This window comes from Novosphingobium sp. AAP1, assembly GCF_001295765.1.
Taxonomy (GTDB): Bacteria; Pseudomonadota; Alphaproteobacteria; order Sphingomonadales; family Sphingomonadaceae; genus Novosphingobium; species Novosphingobium capsulatum.
Genome location: NZ_LJHO01000001.1, coordinates 806112 through 823936, shown reverse-complemented (window position 1 = coordinate 823936; position 17825 = coordinate 806112). Strand labels below are relative to the sequence as shown.

Annotated in this window: 16 protein-coding genes; 3 read left to right on the top strand and 13 right to left on the bottom strand. The window is 66.8% G+C overall.

The window, feature by feature from the left end:
* Nucleotides 1–25: 25 nt before the first annotated feature.
* The 3 genes from tsaD to IP65_RS03655 are packed head-to-tail and all read left to right on the top strand — an operon-like array spanning nt 26 to nt 3601.
* Nucleotides 26–1078 (top strand): tRNA (adenosine(37)-N6)-threonylcarbamoyltransferase complex transferase subunit TsaD, encoded by a 1053-nt coding sequence (tsaD, locus tag IP65_RS03665; RefSeq protein WP_054130785.1) that lies wholly within the window; start codon nt 26–28, stop codon nt 1076–1078.
* On the top strand, nt 1075–2088 hold the full coding sequence (locus IP65_RS03660; protein WP_054130784.1) for an NAD(P)H-dependent glycerol-3-phosphate dehydrogenase: 1014 nt from the start codon (nt 1075–1077) through the stop codon (nt 2086–2088). The genes tsaD and IP65_RS03660 overlap by 4 nt, the downstream gene beginning before the upstream one ends.
* Nucleotides 2081–3601 (top strand): lipopolysaccharide biosynthesis protein, encoded by a 1521-nt coding sequence (locus IP65_RS03655; protein ID WP_054130783.1) that lies wholly within the window; start codon nt 2081–2083, stop codon nt 3599–3601. The genes IP65_RS03660 and IP65_RS03655 overlap by 8 nt, the downstream gene beginning before the upstream one ends.
* A 19-nt stretch (nt 3602–3620) precedes the next feature.
* On the opposite strand, the gene rsmA is transcribed toward IP65_RS03655, so the two are convergent.
* The 13 genes from rsmA to IP65_RS03590 form a co-directional block, all read right to left on the bottom strand.
* Entirely contained in the window at nt 3621–4439 is an 819-nt protein-coding gene (gene rsmA / locus IP65_RS03650) for a 16S rRNA (adenine(1518)-N(6)/adenine(1519)-N(6))-dimethyltransferase RsmA (RefSeq protein ID WP_156306402.1), read from the bottom strand.
* Between the two features lie 2 nt (nt 4440–4441).
* Nucleotides 4442–5446, bottom strand: a complete 1005-nt coding sequence (gene pdxA, locus IP65_RS03645) for a 4-hydroxythreonine-4-phosphate dehydrogenase PdxA (protein ID WP_054130782.1) — start codon at nt 5444–5446, stop codon at nt 4442–4444.
* Nucleotides 5447–5602: 156 nt separating this feature from the next.
* On the bottom strand, nt 5603–6961 hold the full coding sequence (locus IP65_RS03640) for a peptidylprolyl isomerase (RefSeq protein ID WP_156306400.1): 1359 nt from the start codon (nt 6959–6961) through the stop codon (nt 5603–5605).
* Between the two features lie 246 nt (nt 6962–7207).
* Nucleotides 7208–8275 (bottom strand): spermidine/putrescine ABC transporter substrate-binding protein, encoded by a 1068-nt coding sequence (locus tag IP65_RS03635; RefSeq protein WP_054130781.1) that lies wholly within the window; start codon nt 8273–8275, stop codon nt 7208–7210.
* Between the two features lie 53 nt (nt 8276–8328).
* Nucleotides 8329–9672 carry a glutamine synthetase family protein gene (locus IP65_RS03630; protein WP_054130780.1) on the bottom strand — a complete coding sequence of 448 codons (1344 nt, stop codon included), beginning with the start codon at nt 9670–9672 and terminating at the stop codon, nt 8329–8331.
* 26 nt (nt 9673–9698) lie between these two features.
* Nucleotides 9699–11042 carry an FAD-binding oxidoreductase gene (locus IP65_RS03625; RefSeq protein ID WP_054130779.1) on the bottom strand — a complete coding sequence of 448 codons (1344 nt, stop codon included), beginning with the start codon at nt 11040–11042 and terminating at the stop codon, nt 9699–9701.
* A 102-nt stretch (nt 11043–11144) separates the two neighbouring features.
* Nucleotides 11145–11675, bottom strand: coding sequence for a nuclear transport factor 2 family protein (locus tag IP65_RS03620; RefSeq protein WP_022678248.1), 531 nt, complete (start codon nt 11673–11675; stop codon nt 11145–11147).
* A gap of 29 nt (nt 11676–11704) precedes the next feature.
* Nucleotides 11705–12055 carry a DUF3147 family protein gene (locus tag IP65_RS03615; RefSeq protein ID WP_022678247.1) on the bottom strand — a complete coding sequence of 117 codons (351 nt, stop codon included), beginning with the start codon at nt 12053–12055 and terminating at the stop codon, nt 11705–11707.
* Nucleotides 12056–12447: 392 nt separating this feature from the next.
* Complete coding sequence (locus IP65_RS03610; RefSeq protein ID WP_054130778.1) at nt 12448–13563, bottom strand: ABC transporter ATP-binding protein; 1116 nt, start codon at nt 13561–13563, stop codon at nt 12448–12450.
* 19 nt (nt 13564–13582) lie between these two features.
* Nucleotides 13583–14434 carry an ABC transporter permease gene (locus IP65_RS03605; RefSeq protein WP_054130777.1) on the bottom strand — a complete coding sequence of 284 codons (852 nt, stop codon included), beginning with the start codon at nt 14432–14434 and terminating at the stop codon, nt 13583–13585.
* Nucleotides 14434–15303: an ABC transporter permease gene (locus IP65_RS03600; RefSeq protein WP_054130776.1), complete on the bottom strand. Its 870-nt coding sequence runs from the start codon at nt 15301–15303 to the stop codon at nt 14434–14436. The genes IP65_RS03605 and IP65_RS03600 overlap by 1 nt, the downstream gene beginning before the upstream one ends.
* A gap of 292 nt (nt 15304–15595) precedes the next feature.
* Entirely contained in the window at nt 15596–16318 is a 723-nt protein-coding gene (locus IP65_RS03595) for a gamma-glutamyl-gamma-aminobutyrate hydrolase family protein (protein ID WP_054130775.1), read from the bottom strand.
* Nucleotides 16315–17823 (bottom strand): aldehyde dehydrogenase, encoded by a 1509-nt coding sequence (locus IP65_RS03590; RefSeq protein ID WP_082349770.1) that lies wholly within the window; start codon nt 17821–17823, stop codon nt 16315–16317. Before IP65_RS03590 ends, IP65_RS03595 begins: the two co-directional genes overlap by 4 nt.
* Nucleotides 17824–17825: the final 2 nt, after the last annotated feature.

The following is a 17825-nucleotide window of genomic DNA, read 5'->3' as shown; positions in this document are numbered from 1 at the left end:
GATTATCTCTAAGGGAAAGCTCCGCATGGCCCTGATCCTTGGCATAGAATCCTCGTGTGACGAAACCGCCGTTGCCGTTATCGACGGCAGCGCCACCACGCTTGCCGCCCGTATCGTGGCCCAGCGCATCGCCTCGCAGGATGACGCGCATCGGCCCTATGGTGGGGTTGTGCCCGAAATTGCTGCCCGTGCCCATGCCGATGTTATCGCCCCGATGGTGGCGGCCACGCTGGCCGATTCCGGCCTCACCCTGGACGACATGGACGCCATTGCCGCCACGGCCGGGCCGGGCCTGATCGGCGGGGTCATGGTCGGGCTGGTGACGGGCAAGGCGCTGGCCATGGCCAGTGGCAAGCCACTGATCGGCATCAATCATCTTGAAGGCCACGCGCTCTCACCGCGGCTGGCTGAGCCCACCTTGGCCTATCCCTATTGCCTGCTGCTGGTCTCGGGCGGGCATTGCCAGATCCTGGAAGTCATGGGACTGGGCCGCTATCGCCGCCTGGCGACGACGATCGATGATGCGCTGGGCGAGGCGTTCGACAAGACGGCCAAGGTGCTTGGCCTGGGCTATCCCGGTGGCCCGGCGGTGGAGCGCCTGGCGCGCGAGGGCGATCCCCGCGCTGTGCCGCTGCCGCGCCCGCTGGTGGGCAGTGGCGAACCGCATTTCTCGTTTGCCGGCCTGAAAAGCGCGGTGCTGCGCGCCCGCGATTCGGGCGCCTTTGCGCCGGCCGATCTGGCGGCCTCGTTTCAGCAGGCGGCGATCGATTGCGTGATCGATCGCACGCGCGGCGCCCTGGCGCAGTGCGTGCCGGGGATGACCGCGCTGGTCGTGGCCGGCGGGGTTGCTGCCAATGCCGCCTTGCGCGCGGCGCTCGAAGGGCTGGCCGCGCAGGCCGGCCTGCCGCTGGTAGCGCCGCCGGTAAAGCTGTGCACCGACAATGCCGCAATGATCGGCTGGGCGGGGGCAGAACGCTTTGCCCTCGGGCAGGCCGATCCGCTCGACCTGCCGGCCCGGCCGCGCTGGCCGCTTGACGATAATGCCGCCCCCGTGCGCGGCGCCGGGGTCAAGGCATGATCGCGGCGCCTGGCACCGCGCCGGCGATTGGCGTGATCGGCGCTGGCGCCTGGGGCACGGCCCTGGCGCAGATGCTGGCCAGCGACGGACGCCCCGTGGCGCTGTGGGCGCGCGAGGCAAGCTTGGTCGCCACGATCAACCGCGAGCGCCGCAACCCCACCTACCTGCCCGGCGCGGAACTGGCCGAAACGATCACCGCCACCAGCGATCTGGCCGCGATGGCCACGCTGCCGGTGCTGCTGTGGGTTACCCCCGCGCAATTCCTGGGCCAGGTGCTGTCTGGCCTGCCCGATTATGCCGGCGATCTGGTGCTGTGCGCCAAGGGGATTGAGGCGGGCAGCGGCCGGCTGATGGCCGAAGTGGCGCATGCTGCGGTGCCTGCCGCGCACGTCGCGGTACTCTCTGGCCCGACGTTTGCCCACGAGGTAGCCGCCGGCCTGCCCACGGCGGTGACGCTGGCCTGTTCCGGCGGCGAAACGCAGTGGCAGCGCCTGGCCCCGGCCGTGGCGCGGCCCACGTTCCGCCCCTATTATTCGGCCGATGTGATCGGTGCCGAAATCGGCGGCGCGGTGAAGAACGTGCTGGCGATCGCTTGTGGCGTGGTCGATGGGCTCGGCCTGGGGCAGAATGCCCGTGCCGCGCTGATCAGCCGGGGCTTTGCCGAAATGCAGCGCTTTGGCCTGGCCATGGGTGCGCAGGCCGAAACGCTGGCCGGGCTATCGGGTCTGGGCGATCTCGTGCTGACCTGTTCATCGGCATCGAGCCGGAATTTTTCGCTGGGCAAGGCGTTGGGCGAGGGCCAAAGCGCGTCTGAGGCGTTGTCAGGCCGCAACACCGTGGCCGAAGGGGCGTACACCGCGCCCGTGCTCGCCGATCTTGCCCGCCAGAAGGGAATTGCCATGCCGCTCGTCGATGCGGTCGTTACCCTGGTGCGTGGCCAGGCGCCTGCCCGGGATGTCGTCGCCAGCCTGCTGGCGCGGCCCTTGCGTGCGGAACGCCCGCTTGGCTGATCCGGCTCTTCCCGCAAACCCGACCGACGCGCAGGCCGAACAGGCCGATATTGCCGCGCTGGCCAAGGGTGGGCGGACCAATTTCTTTGGCTTCGTGCTGCGCCTGGCGGCCAGTGTGCCGTTCCTGTTCATCGCTGGGCGCCTCTATGGCGCGGCCACGCTCGGGCGCTATGCCTCGGCCACGCTGGTGGTGGAACTGGCGGCGCAGCTCGCCACGCTCGGGCAAAAGCGCGGCCTGGCCCAGCAGCTGGCCAAGGAAGATCGCGCCAGTGCCACCACCGTGGCTGATGCCCTGCTGCTGACCACGCTGGTGTCGGTGCTCTGCGGGCTGCTGCTGTGGCTGGTGCCGATCATGATGTTCCCGAGCGGGGACTATACCCCGGTGGAACGCCTGCTGCCCATGGCGATCCTGCCGCGCGCGCTGGGCGACGTGGCATTGGCCGCGCTGGCCTATCGCTTTGACGTGGGCGCCACCGTGCGCGCCCGCGCCGTGGTGGAGCCGTGGACGCAATCGCTGGCCGCCGGTGGCCTGTGGCTGGCCGGCGCCTGGTGGCTGCCACTGCGCGAAAGCGGGCTGATCCTGGCCTATGCCGCGGCGATGCTGGCGGCGATGATCACTGCTTTCGTGCCCCTGGTCAAAAGCTATGGCCTGCCCCGCCAGTGGGCACCGCGCCCGGGCGCCTTGCTGCGCCTGGCCAACCGCAACCTGCCGCTGGCCGGGGCCGACGCGGTGGAGTGGGGCACGCGCAAGCTTGACCTGTTCATCCTCGGCACGTTTGCGCCGGCCGCCGTGGTCGGCATCTATTACGTGGCGCAGCAGGTCACCACGCTGCCGCAAAAGCTCAAGACCAGTTTCGAGCCGATCCTGGGCCCGGTGATCACCCGCAACCTGCGCGAGAACAACCTGGGCGCGATCGCCCGCCAGGTGTGCCAGGTGGGCTTCTGGATCACCGCCGCGCAAGCCGGCATCGCCCTGGCGCTGGGCCTGCCGGGCAAGGGCGTGATGGGCCTGTTCGGGCCGAATTTCGTGGCCGGCACTGGCTCGCTCGCGCTGCTGCTGGCGGCAGAAGTGGTGGCAGCGCCTGCCGTGGTGAGCGAGGCGGCGCTGATCTATGTGGCGCGGCTGCGCAACTGGTGGATCAGCCTGGGCACGATCGCGCTGCAGGCCGGGCTGACCGTGGGCCTGATCGTGGCCGCGCGCGAACTGGGCTATGACGGCACGGTTGAGGCGATGGGCGCCGCGCTGGCCCTGGTCATTTCACTGGGCCTCGCCTCGCTGCTCAAGTCGCGCCTTTTGGGCAGCATCCTGGGCCAGAAAATCAGCAACTGGCGCTGGGCGCTGCTGTGGGCGGCAGTGCCCGCGGTGGGCGTGGGCATGCTGGCGCGCCTGCTGCCGGAATGGATCGAGGTCAGCCTGGGCATTCCGGCGATCCTGGGCGTCTATGGCCTGGTGATCTGGCGGCGCGGCTTTGGCCCGGAAGACCGGGTGCTGTTCCGCAAGCACAAGAACTGAACGCCCTCGTTCCGTTTCGTCAGGACAGGGTGCGGGCAATCGCCACGAAATCGGCCACGTCCAGCGTTTCGGCGCGGCGGGAGGGATCGATGCCCAGCGTTTCCAGGGCAGCGAGCGCGCCGGGCACGCCCTTGAGCGACTGCCGCAGCATCTTGCGGCGTTGGCCAAATGCCGCCTCAGTCACGCGTTCCAGCATGCGGGCAGAAACGCCTTCGGGCATGGTGGCGGGCGTGACATGGACCACGGCCGACATCACCTTGGGCGGCGGGGTGAACGCGCTGCGGTGCACTTTCATGGCAATGCGCGGCGCGGCGCGCCATTGCGACAGGATCGCCAGCCGGCCATAGGCATCGCTGGCGGCGGCGGCGACGATGCGCTCTGCCACTTCCAGCTGGAACATCAGCGTAAGCGAGAGCCACTGCGGCGGCCAATCCTGCCCCGAAAGCCAGCCGGTGAACAGCATCGTGCCCACGTTGTAGGGCAGGTTGGCGATCACGTGCCACGGCGCGTCGAACAGGGTGGCGGGATCGATCTTGGTCGCGTCGCCCTCGATCACGCGCAACTGGCCGGGAAAGGCCTCTGCCAGTTCGGCCAGGGCCGGCAGGCAGCGCTTGTCCATCTCGATCGCGGTGACATTGGCGCCGGCGCGCAGCAGGGCACGGGTCAGGCCGCCGGGGCCGGGGCCCACTTCCAGCACGTTGGTGCCCTTGAGCTTGCCGGGAATGGCGGCAATGCGCGCCAGCAACTGCTCGTCGAACAGGAAGTTCTGGCCCAATGCCTTGGACGCGAGCAACCCATGGCGGTTGACCACATCGCGCAACGGCGGAAGATCGGGCAGGCTCATGCCCCGGCCGCAGCGCGGCGCACGGCGCATTCCCCGGCCATGCGGATCGCCGCGATCATCGCGCCCGGGCGCGCCTGGCGGCTGCCGGCGATGCCAAAGGCAGTGCCGTGATCGGGTGAGGTGCGGATGATCGGCAGCCCCAGCGTGACATTGACGCCATCATCGAAATCGAGCGCTTTCAACGGGATCAGTGCCTGATCGTGATACATGCAGATGGCCACGTCGTAGGTCGTGCGGGCCTGGGCATGAAACATCGTGTCGGCCGGCAGCGGCCCGTGCGCGGCAATGCCGGCGGCCTGGAGCGCGGCAACGGCGGGGGCGATATAGCTGTGGTCCTCATGCCCCATGCGGCCTTCCTCGCCGGCATGCGGGTTGAGCCCGGCCACGGCGAGGCGGGGATGGGCGATGCCGAAATCGCGCACCAGCGCCCGCGCGGTAATCGCGCTGCGCCGCGTGATCAGCTCGGCGGTGATCATGCCGGGCACGGCGTGCAGCGGCACATGCACCGTGACTGGTACGACCTTGAGCGAAGGGCCGGCCAGCATCATCACCGCGTCTTCGGGCGCCACGCCGCTGGCCTGGCCGACAAATTCGGTTTGCCCAGGGTGGTTGAAGCCAACGCTGGCCAGCCGGCTCTTGGATACCGGTGCGGTGACCAGGGCCGAGGTTTCGCCCGCCACGGTCAATTGCGTGGCGGCGTCCAGCGACTCGAGCGCCAGCATCGCGCCCTCGTCGGTGGGCTGGCCAGGGGTATAGCCAGCATCGCCCAGGTCGAGCACCGGCAGGGCGGAACCGAACGTCGCGGCCGCCTCTTCCAGGCTGCCCACGGCGCGCACCGGCACGTCGAGCCCGCGATGGCGCGCGGCCTGGTCCAGCACGCGGCGGCTGCCCACGGCCACGAACGGCTCCAGCTGCGCCATGCCGCGCAGGATCCACGCGGCCGCGATCAGTTCGGGGCCGATGCCGGCAGGATCACCCTGGGAGATGGCGATGGGGTTCATGGGCTGGCGCTATCGGCTTTGTGGGTGGAGGGGTGGGATGTTGCGGGTTTCACTTGGCCTCCACCACCCCCCAACCCCCTCCTCTAAAGAGGAGGGGGAGAGCCGGAGCCCCCTCCTCTTTAGAGGAGGGGGTTGGGGGTGGTGGCGGCAAGCACCTTAGTTATACTCAATCACCGCATCGCGGCGCAGGTCGCGCAGATAGGTCTGGGCGCGCTTGTTCACGCGGTCGTCTTCCATCTGCGACTGCATTTCTTCAAAGCTCGGGCCATCGGCCACCTTGGGATCGTCGCGGCCGCACAGCACCAGCACGCGCACGCCGTCTTCGATCGATCCGAACGGCGGGGTCGCCTCGCCGATCGAGAGCTTGAGCATCGAATCCTGCAGCGCGGCGGGCAGGTCGCGCGCCTTGACCTGGTCGTTGGTGACGACCGATGCGCCGATGCCGGCTGCGGCCGCATCGACCTGGCCGCAGCCGTGGATGGTCTTGACGGTAGAGGCAAAGGTGGCGGCCTTGGCCGCAGCGTCCTTTTCCGTGGTGCCCTTGGGGAAGCTGAGCGAGATCTGCTTGAGGCTGAGCACGGCGTCGCGCGGATCGGCGGTCAGCACCTGTCGCTTGTCGATCAGATAGAGGATCGAATAGCCGCCGGGAATTTCCACCGGCCCGGCAAGCTGGCCCGGCTGCATCGATGTGGCGACATTGGCCAGATCCTGCGGCAGCTGGGCCAGGCGAATCCAGCCAAGGTCACCACCCACGGCGGCGGTGGAGGCTTCGGAATACTGCCGCGCATAGGCGACGAAGCTGCCGCCCTTCTTGAGCTGGTCAACGATCTGGTTGGCGTTGGCCATGACCTGCTGGCGGTTGGTATCATTGGCCGAGAGATAGATTTCGCCGATGCGGTATTCCTCGGTGCCCTTGGCCGCCTTGAGGCGGTCCATCATTTCGCGCACTTCGCCGTCAGACACGTTGATGAACGGCTGGACGTTGCGGCGCAGCAGGCGCTGCCACGACAGTTCGCCACGAATCTGCCGCTTGAGCGAGGCCGCCGAAGAGCCGATCGAGGTCAGGTACTTGTCGAGCGCGGCCGGGTTCTGGCCGAAGTTCTGCTGGGCCACGCGTTCGTAGGTCTGGTTGACTTCGTCATCGTCAACATCGACGCCGGCCGACTTGGCCTCTTGAATCTGCAGGGTTTCGTCGATCAGGTTGCGCAGCACCTGCAGGCGCAGGCGCTCCTGTTCCTCGGCCGAAACCTTGCCGCCATTGGCATTGACGATCAGCGCCAGGCGCTGGTCGATATCGGTGCCGGTGAGGATTTCGCCGTTCACGATCGCGGTGGCGCGGCGCACGTTGGGATCGCTCTTGCCGAAGATCTGCACGTTGGCGGGAATGTTGAGCTGGCCCGAGGCATCGGGCGCGCCGCCTGCGGTTTGCGCCTGGGCTACGCTGCCGGCCACCGGCAGGGCGGCCGTGGCGGCAAGGCCCAGTGCCAGGGCGGCCCGGCCGCACCAGTGACCCATACGAATATCACGGCGCATCTGGAACTGGGGCAGCCGGGTGATGGACTTCATGGCGATCCGAACTTCCTGTCAGGCAACATGCGAATTGGGCTGCATGCGAAATGGTGCGTCGATCCCGGGCCTGCATTGCCCCGGCTTAACCCACGCTGAGTGGCGGCAAGCGGCCGGGAATGCAACGCCGGAATTGGCCGGTTGGGGGAAAACTTTGCGGGAAACGCGGCCAAAGGCGGGATTTGGCGGGCCTAATCAGCCCGCCCGCACCTGGGTCATCGCCTGCTCATAGCGGCTGTTCATCTCTTGCCCGCGATAGCGCGAATATTCGCATGCCGCGAGCGCTATGGCGGGCGGGAAGATCACCTGGCTATTGCGGTAATCATCGGGCATCAGCGCCAGCGCCGCCTGGTTGGGCGTGGGATAGCGGATGGTGCGGGCAATGTCGGCCCCGGCCTTGGCGCCCAGCACGAAATCGATGAAGGCATAGGCCAGATCGGGATTGGGCGCATTGCGGGGAATGCACAGCCCGTCGCTCGCGAGGATGCCGCCTTGGCGCGGCACGACGAACGCCAGGTCGGGATCGTCGCGCATGACCTGGGCGATATCGCCATTGTATTCGATCACCAGGTCAACGTCGCCCGCCAGCAGCAGATCCTGGCCATTGTCGTCATGAAACGCGGCGATATTGGGCTTTTGCTTGAGCAGCATGGCCTTGACCTGGGCGATCACGGCGGGATCGTTGGTATTGGCCGGATGCCCGAGGTATTTCGCGCCGATCTCGAACAGCTCGCTCGCTTCGGCGAGTAGGGCGATGCGCCCCTTGTAGCGATCGGAATCGAGCACCCATTTCCAGCTGTCGGGCACGCCATCGACCTTGGACTTGCGATAGCCGATGCCGGTGACGATCCAGGTATAGGGCACCGAGACGCGGCGGCCGGGATCGAACGGCGGGTTGAGGAACTGGGGCGCGATGTTCTTGAGGTTGGGGATTTTGGCGTGGTCCAGCTCGGTCAACATGCCGGCCGCGTGCATGCGCTCAACAAAGTCGTTCGAGGGCACGATCACGTCATAGCCCTGGTTGCCGCTGCGCAGCTTGGCAAAGAGTTCGTCGTTGTTGGCAAACAGGCTGATGTTCACGCCCGCGCCGGCGGCCTTGGTGAAATCGGCCACGGTGTTTTTGCCGATGTAGGTATCCCAGGTGTAGAGATTGAGCGACCGCGCCGGCTTGCCGTGCGAGCAGGCGCCCAGCGCGCCGGTAAACGACAGGCCAATGCCGGCAAGGCCAGCCTGGCGCAGGAACATGCGGCGCGAATGGACCATCTTCGTTCAATTTCCCATGCGACGTGACGACACGGCGGGGGGATGGCGCCCGATCACGCTTTGAGCAAGAGGTGATCGCGTTCCCATGACGAGATCACCTCGTCATAGGCGGCCAGTTCGTTGAGCTTGATCTCGTAGAATGCCTTGATGAACTGCTCGCCCAACAGATCGATCACCGGCTGGCAATCGATCATCTGCTTGAGCGCGGCATCAAGATTGCGCGGCAGGGTGCGCTCTTCGTCATAGGCGTTGCGGTTCATCAGCGGCAGCGGCTCGATCCGTTCCTGCAGGCCGATATAGCCACAGGCGAGCGTGGCGGCGATGGCGATATAGGGATTGGCATCGGCGCCGGGCAGGCGGTTTTCGATGCGCGTGCTGCGCGGGCCGCTGACGGGAATGCGCAGGCCGCAGCTGCGGTTGTCGAGGCCCCATTGCACGTTGATCGGCGCGCTGTGGGCCGGGCGGATGCGGCGGAAGGAATTGACGTTGGGCGCAAACAGCGGGACGACCTGGGGCAGGTAGCGTTGCAGCCCGCCGACGAACCAGCGGAATTCCGGGGTCAGCCCGTTTTCGGTGCCGAACAGGTTGTTGCCGCCCGCGTCCACGGCGGAAATGTGCAGGTGCATGGCGCTGCCCGGCTGGCTTTCCATCGGCTTGGCCATGAACGTGGCATAGACCCCGTGCTTGAGCGCAACTTGGCGCACGATGCGCTTGAAGATCACCACCTGGTCGCACAGCGCAACGGGATCGCCGTGGTTGAAGTTGATTTCCAGCTGCGCCGTGCCGCCTTCGTGGATCATGGTATCAAGCTGGAGCGAGGCGACTTCCGAATTGTCGTAGATTTCCTCGATGATATCTTCGTACTCGGTCACCGATTCCAGGCCATAGGGCTGGGGCGAGCTTTCCGCGCGGCCCGAGCGCCCGCGCGGCGGCTGGATCGGCAGATCGGGATCGGAATTGACCTCGGTAAGATAGAATTCCAGCTCGGGCGCCACCACCATCTGCCAGCCCATGTCGGCATATTTGGCCAGCATGCGCTTGAGCACGTGGCGCGGCGCGACTTCAAACGCGCTGCCATCGCGGTGCAGGGCATCGGCCACGACAAAGGCCGTGGGGGTGCGAAAGCCCGGCGCCACGCAGATCGAATTGATATCGGGCAGCAGGGTAACGTCGGGATCGCGATAGAGGAAATCGTCCTCGTCGGTATCGGCATAGTCACCGGTGATGGTGACGGAAAACACCGAGGAGGGCAGGCGCAGGCTCATATTGCCGACCGAGGCGATGAACTTGTCGGCCGGCCACACCTTGCCGCGCACCACGCCGTTGATATCGGGGACGAGGCATTCGACCTCGCTGATGCGTTTTTCGCGGATCCATTCGGCAAAGGCTTCGGTCATGGGATCACTCGCTTGGAAGAAGGGGTTCAGAGACGGTCGCGCAGGGCAAAGAAAGTCATCGCGGCGGCCATGGTCGGCCAGCGCAGCAAGGTGCCTCCGGGAAAGCGGGGCGTGGGCAGGTGGCGCACCAGATCGAGCGCGGGCGAGGGCAGTCCCGCCATGGCCGCGCCGATTTCTCCACCCAGCCACGGCGCCAGCACTACGCCCAGCCCGGAAAACCCGCTGAGCGACCACAGCCCCGGCGCAATCTGCGCGGCATGGGGCAGTCGGTGCGGGGTGATCGACAGCGTGCCGCCCCAGGCATGGTCGATCGCCACATCGGCCAGTTGCGGAAAGACCCGCAGCATATGCGGCCGTACGAACGCGGCGATGTCGGCCGGCAGGCGCCAGGAATAGCGCTCCCCGCCGCCGAACAGCAGGCGGTGATCGGGCGTGATGCGGAAGTAATAGACCACGAAGCGCGAATCCGACACCGCCTGGCCGCCAGCGATCAGGGCTGCCGCCCGTTCTGGCCCCAGGGGCGCGGTGGTGGCGATGAAGTTGTTGATCGGCAGGACATGGGCATCGACCTCCGGTACCAGGCCCGTGGCATAGCCGCCTGTCGCCACCAGCACCTGGCCCGCGCGCACCGTGCCGCCGGGCGTGGTCACGCGCCAGGCCTGGGCCGTGCCCGGCGGGCCATCGGGCGCAATGCCGGTGCAACGGCTGTGCGGATGGATCACTGCCCCCGCCGCGCGGGCAGCGCGCGCCATGGCGAGCGCCAGCTTGAGCGGGTGGAGATGGCCGCCGGCCATATCCAGGCTGCCGCCATGATAGGCCTGGCTGCCGACCAGGGCGCGAATGTCGTCACGGCCCAGCGGGGTTAGCGCGCCGTGGCCATATGCCTCTTGCAGAAAGCGCACCTCGGCATGGGTCTGCGCCACCAGGCCGGGCTTGTGATCGGCGTGGATCAGCCCGGCGCGAAAATCGCAACCGTCGGGATCGTGCGCGATCAGCCGGTCGAGGTGGTCGCGCGCATGGCGGGCCATGGCCCACATTTCGCGCGCACCGTCGCTGCCGAGGTGGCGCGCCAGCCAGTGCTGGTCCTTGTTCCAGCCAAGGTGGACCTGGCCGCCATTGCGGCCCGAGGCGCCCCAGCCGACAGGCCCGCTGTCCAGCAGAACGACCGATCGCCCGGCCTCTGCCAGCCGCAATGCGGCACCCAGACCTGTGTAGCCCCCGCCGATGATGCAGGCATCGGCCTGCACATCCTGGTCCAGCGCCGTGCCGGCAAAGGCCATGGGCGCGGTGGCGGCGTAATAGGACGGCGGATAGGCCCGCACATCCTCGCCGGTTGGTCCTGCCCGCTCGATGGATCGAGGCGTCAACATTGCCTGTGGTTCTACCCCATGTGGCAAGGGGCGACAAGCGAACGCGCTGGGGGTTTGGCTGCCAGGCCGGTGCATGCCATGCACCGGCCTGGCGCGTGGAATTCAGGGGGCTGCGTCAGCCAGGGTGGCGCCATCCCAGTGTTCATCGGCCTTGCCATCGACAAAGCGCCACATGTCGAACCAGGTGGTGGTATAGGTCTTGCCCGGGTTCTTGGGGTCCTTGAGCGTGCGCACCATGCTCACGACCACGCGATCGCCCTCGGCCGTGACCGCGGCGACCGGGGTGGCCATGTGCGCCGGGCATGCCTTGGGCTGCACCTTGACCACCTGGGTGAAGAAATGGACCACGGTATCGCGGCCCGAGGGCACCATCGGGTTGTGCTGGTGATAGGCCGGGGTAAGGTATTGATCCGCCTTGTCCCAATGCCCGCATTCCAAAAGGTCTTTGACGATATGGAGTGCGGCCTGCTTGTTACGGTTGAGCACTGGATCGGGGCTGGTGAACAGGCTTTCGGGATCGGGCACCGCCACCACCGCTTCCTGCGCGTGAACGGGCGTTGGCAGACTGGCCAGGGGCACGGCGGCCAGCGGCAGGGCGAAAAGGCCGGCGGCGGTCAGGGCATGGCGTAGCATCGTTGGCTCCCTCCTTAACGAAAACGGCGTTACAGCGGCAGGCCCAGCCGGGGGCCGATCCAGACCATCAGGCTGTAGAGCGCAATGGTCAGCGCGCAACCAGCCAGCAGCGCCGACCAGAACCCGGCGCCGTGGCGCAGCAGGGCCGGGATCAGCAGGAACATCGGCAGCGAGGGCAGCACATACCAGAACGTGGCCCCAGCGTGGGCCGCCATGTTTTCGGCATCGGGGCGATCGTGCCACAGCCAGATCATGCCGATCACCGACACCAGCGGCAGCGACGCAATGAGCGCGCCAAAACCGGGATAGCGCTTGGCAAGAGTAGAGGCGGTGGCGATCAGCACGCCGGAAATGGCGGCCTTGAGAGCAAGCTGCAACATGGTGCGCCGGTGTTACGGCAGCCGCGCCGCGTTGCCTAGCGCTGCTTGGACAAATGGGGTGCTGGCAGGAGGGGTGAGGATGGGTGGGTAGCTGCTGCTTGTGCCGCCATTGTCGCATGGTAACAAGCGGGACCCCGGATCAAGTCCGGGGTGACGAGAAATTTGAGATAAATTATTTTCTCACCGTCACCCCGGACTTGATCCGGGGTTCCCGCTTTCCTGTTGGCGCATGCCACGTTCGAAATTGGGCGATTGCCGGCATATTTGGCTCGCGCAGAGGCGCAGAGAGGCTCTTCAATCTCCGCGCCTCAGCGCCTCTGCGCGAAACACTTTTTCCTATATCGTTGATAGAAATATAAATCTCTATCTACTCATGCCGCCCAACACCGCGATCAGCCCAGCAGTATGACCGGGGCCTTGGTGTTCCAGCTCAGCCACACGGCCTCGCCCACGGGCAGGGCGGAGACGAGCGAGCGTTCGCCGTTGGCGCGGGCCACCTTGAAGGTTGCGCCGCTGGCGGTTTCCACATCGTAGAGCGTCTGGCTGCCGAGGTAGGCGGAGCGCACGATCGTGCCGGCCACCACGTTGGCCTGTGGGCAGGCATCGGGGCCGGCCGGGCGGCCTTCGCTGGCCGGAGTCATCGTGATCTTTTCCGGGCGGATGCCGGCCCACACTGGGGTGTCGGGCGCGCCGGTGACGCCGTGGCTGACGAAGATCGGTACTTCGAGACCAGGTGCGGTCACTGCGGCGTGATCCCGCTCGTCGACGCTGAGGCGGCCTTCGAACATGTTGATGGTGCCGATGAAATCAGCCACGAACCGGTTTGCGGGGTATTCATAGAGATCGCCCGGCACGGCCACCTGCTGCAGGCGGCCCCGGTTCATCAGCGCGCAGCGGCTGGCCATGGCCAGCGCCTCGTCCTGATCGTGGGTGACCATTACGAACGTAACGCCGACATCGTGCTGGATCTGCGCCAGTTCGGCGCGCATCGCATCGCGCAGCTTGGCATCGAGCGCGGACAGCGGCTCGTCCAGCAGCAGCACCTTGGGCTTTTTCACCAGGGCGCGGGCGAGGGCAACGCGCTGGCGCTGGCCACCCGAGAGCTGATCGGGCTTGCGATGGCCAAACTCGTCTAGCTTTACCAGGCGCAGCGCCTCGGCCACGCGGGCGTCGCGCTCGTCCTTGGCGACGCGATCGATCTTGAGGCCATAGGCGACGTTTTCGGCCACGGTGAGGTGCGGGAACACGGCGTAGGACTGGAACACCATGTTGACCGGGCGGCGGTTGGGCGGGGTGGTGCTCATGTCCACGCCGTCGATCAGGATGCGCCCTTCGGTCGGGGTTTCCAGGCCCGCCAGCATGCGCAGCAGCGTGGTCTTGCCACAGCCCGAGGGGCCGAGCAGCGAGAAGAATTCGCCGCGTTGGATATCGAGGCTGACATCGTCCACCGCGATGAACGAGCCGAACCGCTTGGTCACGTTCTCGAACTGGATGAGAGGCTGGGTCATGGGAAAGTCCTGTGTGAAATCAGTGGCCCTGGGCCAGGTCGCGACCCTGCAGCTTCATGCCGATGGCGGTGAGCGCGATGGTGATGAGCATCAGCACGGTCGAGGCGGCGTTGACCTCGGGCGTGACGGAGAAGCGCACCATCGAATAGATCTTGACCGGGAAGGTCACCGTGTTTGGCCCCGAGGTGAAGAAGGTGATCACGAAATCATCGAGGCTGAGCGTGAAGGCGAGTAGCCCGCCCGAGATCAGCGCCGGGCGCACATGGGGCAGCAGCACATCCCACAGCGCGCGCAATTCGCTGGCGCCCAGATCGCGTGCGGCCTCTTCCATCTCGCGGTTGAAGCTGGCGAGGCGCGCGCGGACCACCACGGCGACGAAGGGGAAGCTGAACGTGATATGGGCAATGATGATCGCGCCCAGATCGAACGGCCAGACCAGATCGCGCGGCCAGGGCACGATCTGCCCGAAGAACACCAGCATCGCCACGCCCATGCAGATTTCAGGCACCACGATCGGCAGGGTTACCGCGCCATCGAACAGGCCCTTGCCGGGAAAGCGGAAGCGCCACAGCGCGATCGCGGTCAGGGCGCCGAGCACCACGCTGAACAGCATCGAGATGAACGCGATGGTCAGCGAATTGGTGAAGGCATCGATCAGCGCGGAATCGTTCCACATCGTGCCATACCAATCGAGCGTGAAGCCCTCCCAGCGGATGGTGCGGCGGCTGTCATTGAAGCTGAACACCACCAGGCTGGCCAGCGGCAGGTAGAGGAACAGGATCACCGCGCCCACCCACAGGCGCAGCGGCCAACGGCGGCTGTATTCGAGCGGGCCCGGTTTGGCATCGAGCGGCTTGGGGGCAGTGGCCATCAGGCGTCTCCCTGCGGGCGGGCGCGGGCGGCGCGGCGATCCTGGATCGCGCGCAGGCCCATGGCCAGGAGCGTGAGATACATCAGCATGAACGACAGCGCGGCGCCGAACGGCCAGTCGTTGGCACGCTTGAACTGCCGCTCGATCACGCTGGCGATCATCTGGCTGTCAGGCCCGCCGAGCAGATCGGGCGTGAGGTAGGAGCCGAGCGCGGGAATGAACGTGAGCATGATTGCCGAGAGGATGCCCGGCTTGGCGATCGGCACGATGATCTTGAAGATCGTGGCGATGTGCCCGGCACCCAGATCGAGGCTGGCCTCGATCAGCGAGCGATCCATGCGATCGAGCGTGGAATAGAGCGGCAGGATGATGAAGGGCAGGTGGACATAGACCAGGCCGACGATCACCGCGAAGTTGGTGTGCAGCATCTCGACCGGGCCAAACCCGAACAGGCCGAACATGTCGTTGATATAGCCCTCGGTGCGCATCACCGCCATCAGGGCATAGGTGCGCACCAGCAGGTTGGTCCAGAACGGCAGCATGATGCCCAGCAGCAGCAGGATCTTGCCGCGATCGCTGGCAAAGGTCATCGCCAGGGCATAGGGAAAGCCGATCACCAGGCACACCGCCGTGGTCACCCCGGCAAAGACCAGCGACTTAGCAAAGATCAGCAGATAGACCGGATCGAATACGCGCACGTAGTTGTCGAGCGTGCCGGTGACGGCCACTTCGGTCAGTCCCAGGGTGCGGCCAAAGCTGTAGGCCCAGATCACGCTGAGCGGAACGACGAAGAACAGGGTGATCCAGGCGGCCGGCGCGGTCAGCACGGCCCAGAAGGCGCGCCTGCTGGTGTTCGATGCGCTGCTCATCGCCGGGCGGTTCCCATGGTTCGTGGCCTCATGCGTCCTGGCCTCATCGGTGGCAATTCCCCAGTTTGCGCGGCCCCGCGAAGGGCCGCCGGGCGCCGCGGGCACACGCCAAGACGGCGCCCGAAGCGGGTGGTTGAACATGCCTGCCTGCGTGACGCCCGTTTTTGGTGTGCGTCGGGTTTATGCTATTGCGGGGTGACCCCGTTATCTGCGATCACACTTATGCGCGGGAACCGGCCCGGTCAATCGCAAATCGCTGTGGCGCGAATGTGCCCGCCCGCGCCGGCTTTCGTCAACTACCGCGCAGCACCTGGCCCAGCCGGGCAAAGAACCAGGCCGAGGCCGGGTTGCGATCGGCATCCCATTCCGGGTGCCATTGCACGGCCAGCACCTGTGCCGTGCCGACTTGCGCCGAAAAGGCCTCAACCAGCCCATCGGGTGCCACCGCTTCCACCGTCAAGCCCTGGCCCAGCGTGGCCACGGCCTGGTAATGCACGGAATTGACGGTGATCGCATCGCCCAGCGCGGTGGCCAGGATGCCGCCGGGCGTCAGGCTGACCGGGTGGGTCTGGGCAAACATCTCTTCCAGGCTGGCGCCATCGGGGGCGTGGTGCCTGACCGGCCCATCGCTGGGCAGGGTTTGCAGCGTGCCGCCGAACGCCACGTTGAGTTCCTGGAAACCCCGGCAGATGCCGAACACCGGCTTGCCGGCGCGCAGCATGGCATCGCCCAGCGCCAGCGTGGTGGTATCGCGCGCGGGATCGAACGGCCCGTCACCGGCGCTGGCGCCATAGCGCCACGGCTCCATGTTGGACGGGCTGCCGGTGAGCAGCAGGCCATCGAGCCGGCCGGCGAGCGCGGCCCAGTCGGTCAGGCCGGGCAGGGCCGGGACCAGCACCACATCGCAATCGGCGTGGGCGGCGGGCGCGCGCAGATAGCGGTCGATTACGCCATGCACCGGTTCTGGCCCGCCGCTTCGCAGGCAGCACGATACGCCCAGCAGCGGCCGCGTCATGCCGGCAGCACTCCGAGCGAGGACAGCGTGGGCGTGGAAATGGTGACGGACTTCATGTCGGCATACTTGAACAGCGCGTGCAGGCTGCGGTCGCGGCCAAAGCCGGATTGCTTGAACCCGCCAAACGGCATGGTGATGTCGCACGCGTCCCAGCCGTTGACCCAGACCAGGCCAGCGCGCAGGCGCCGGGCAAAGGCGTGGGCGATATCGATCGAACCGGTCCACAGGCCCGAGGCGAGGCCATATTCGGTGTCGTTGGCAAGGGCGAGCGCCTCTTCGGGCGTATCGAAGGGCACCACCGCCAGCACCGGGCCGAACACCTCTTCCTGGGCCAGGCTGCTGGCGTTGCTGACGGTATCGAACACCGTGGGATCGAGGTAGAACCCGCCGGTTTCGGCGCGCGCGCGGCTGCCGCCCAGGCGCAGCGCGGCGCCTTCCTGCTGCGCGCGGGCGATGCGGGTGAGCACGCCTTCCAGCTGCTTTTCACTGATCACCGCGCCCAGTTGCGTCGCCGGGTCGAGCGGATCGCCCGGGCAGATGGTGCGGGCGACGGTCAGTACCTTGTCCACGAATTCGGCGTGGATCGAACGCTGCACCAAGAGCCGCGATCCGGCGGTGCAGACCTGGCCCTGGTTGTAGAAAATGCCCCACGCCGCCGCTGCTGCCGCGCGATCGAGATCGGGATAATCGGCAAAGACGATATGCGGGCTCTTGCCACCCAGTTCCAGGCTGACGCGCTTCAGGTTGCTGTCGGCCGAATAGCGCATGAGCTGGCGGCCGACCGGGCCCGAGCCGGTGAACGTGATCATGTCCACGTCGCGGTGGAGGGCGAGGGCCGCGCCCGCGTCCTGGCCGGTGCCGGTGACGACATTAAGCACGCCATCGGGAATGCCGGCCTCCAGCGCCAGTTCGGCAAAGCGCAGTGCGGTGAGCGAGGACAGTTCCGATGGCTTGACCACCATCGAATTGCCCATGGCGATGGCCGGGGCGATTTTCCACATGGCCATGAGCAGGGGGAAGTTCCACGGCACGATCGCGCCGATCACGCCCAGCGGATCGTGCACGGCATAGCTGAACTTGTCGGGGCCGGTGGGGCCAACCTCGCCATGGATCTTGTCGATCGCCTCGGCATAGAAGCGCAGCGTGCCGAGCGCGAGCGGCACGTCGACATTGCGGGTGTCGCTGATCGGCTTGCCCGAATCGATGGTTTCGAGAACGGCAAATTCTTCGGCCGCTGCCTCCAGCTTGTCGGCCAGCGTCAGCATCAGCTTCTTGCGCTGGGCGGGCTTCATGTCACGCCATTGCCCGCTTTCAAAGCGGCGGCGCGCAGCGGCCACGGCGCGGTCGATATCGCTGGCATCGCCCGCCGGCAGGGTGCCGATGACCTGGCCAGTGCCGGGGTTGACGGTGTCCAGCGTGGCGCCCGAAGCGGCCGCAACGCTGGCGCCGCCGATCACGTGGTGGGCCGGCAGGCGGCTGGGCAGGGTGGGCGGGGCACTGGTCATCG

Excerpts from the sequence above, each read along its gene's own strand:
- IP65_RS03640 (WP_156306400.1), bottom strand. The coding sequence starts at position 6,961 with ATGGGTCACTGGTGCGGCCGGGCCGCCCTGGCACTGGGCCTTGCCGCC.
- IP65_RS03615 (WP_022678247.1), bottom strand. The coding sequence starts at position 12,055 with ATGTTGCAGCTTGCTCTCAAGGCCGCCATTTCCGGCGTGCTGATCGCC.
- IP65_RS03590 (WP_082349770.1), bottom strand. The coding sequence starts at position 17,823 with ATGACCAGTGCCCCGCCCACCCTGCCCAGCCGCCTGCCGGCCCACCAC.
- IP65_RS03610 (WP_054130778.1), bottom strand. The coding sequence starts at position 13,563 with ATGACCCAGCCTCTCATCCAGTTCGAGAACGTGACCAAGCGGTTCGGC.
- tsaD (WP_054130785.1), top strand. The coding sequence starts at position 26 with ATGGCCCTGATCCTTGGCATAGAATCCTCGTGTGACGAAACCGCCGTT.
- pdxA (WP_054130782.1), bottom strand. The coding sequence starts at position 5,446 with ATGAACCCCATCGCCATCTCCCAGGGTGATCCTGCCGGCATCGGCCCC.
- IP65_RS03630 (WP_054130780.1), bottom strand. The coding sequence starts at position 9,672 with ATGACCGAAGCCTTTGCCGAATGGATCCGCGAAAAACGCATCAGCGAG.
- IP65_RS03595 (WP_054130775.1), bottom strand. The coding sequence starts at position 16,318 with ATGACGCGGCCGCTGCTGGGCGTATCGTGCTGCCTGCGAAGCGGCGGG.
- IP65_RS03660 (WP_054130784.1), top strand. The coding sequence starts at position 1,075 with ATGATCGCGGCGCCTGGCACCGCGCCGGCGATTGGCGTGATCGGCGCT.
- IP65_RS03625 (WP_054130779.1), bottom strand. The coding sequence starts at position 11,042 with ATGTTGACGCCTCGATCCATCGAGCGGGCAGGACCAACCGGCGAGGAT.
- IP65_RS03605 (WP_054130777.1), bottom strand. The coding sequence starts at position 14,434 with ATGGCCACTGCCCCCAAGCCGCTCGATGCCAAACCGGGCCCGCTCGAA.
- IP65_RS03620 (WP_022678248.1), bottom strand. The coding sequence starts at position 11,675 with ATGCTACGCCATGCCCTGACCGCCGCCGGCCTTTTCGCCCTGCCGCTG.
- IP65_RS03600 (WP_054130776.1), bottom strand. The coding sequence starts at position 15,303 with ATGAGCAGCGCATCGAACACCAGCAGGCGCGCCTTCTGGGCCGTGCTG.
- IP65_RS03635 (WP_054130781.1), bottom strand. The coding sequence starts at position 8,275 with ATGGTCCATTCGCGCCGCATGTTCCTGCGCCAGGCTGGCCTTGCCGGC.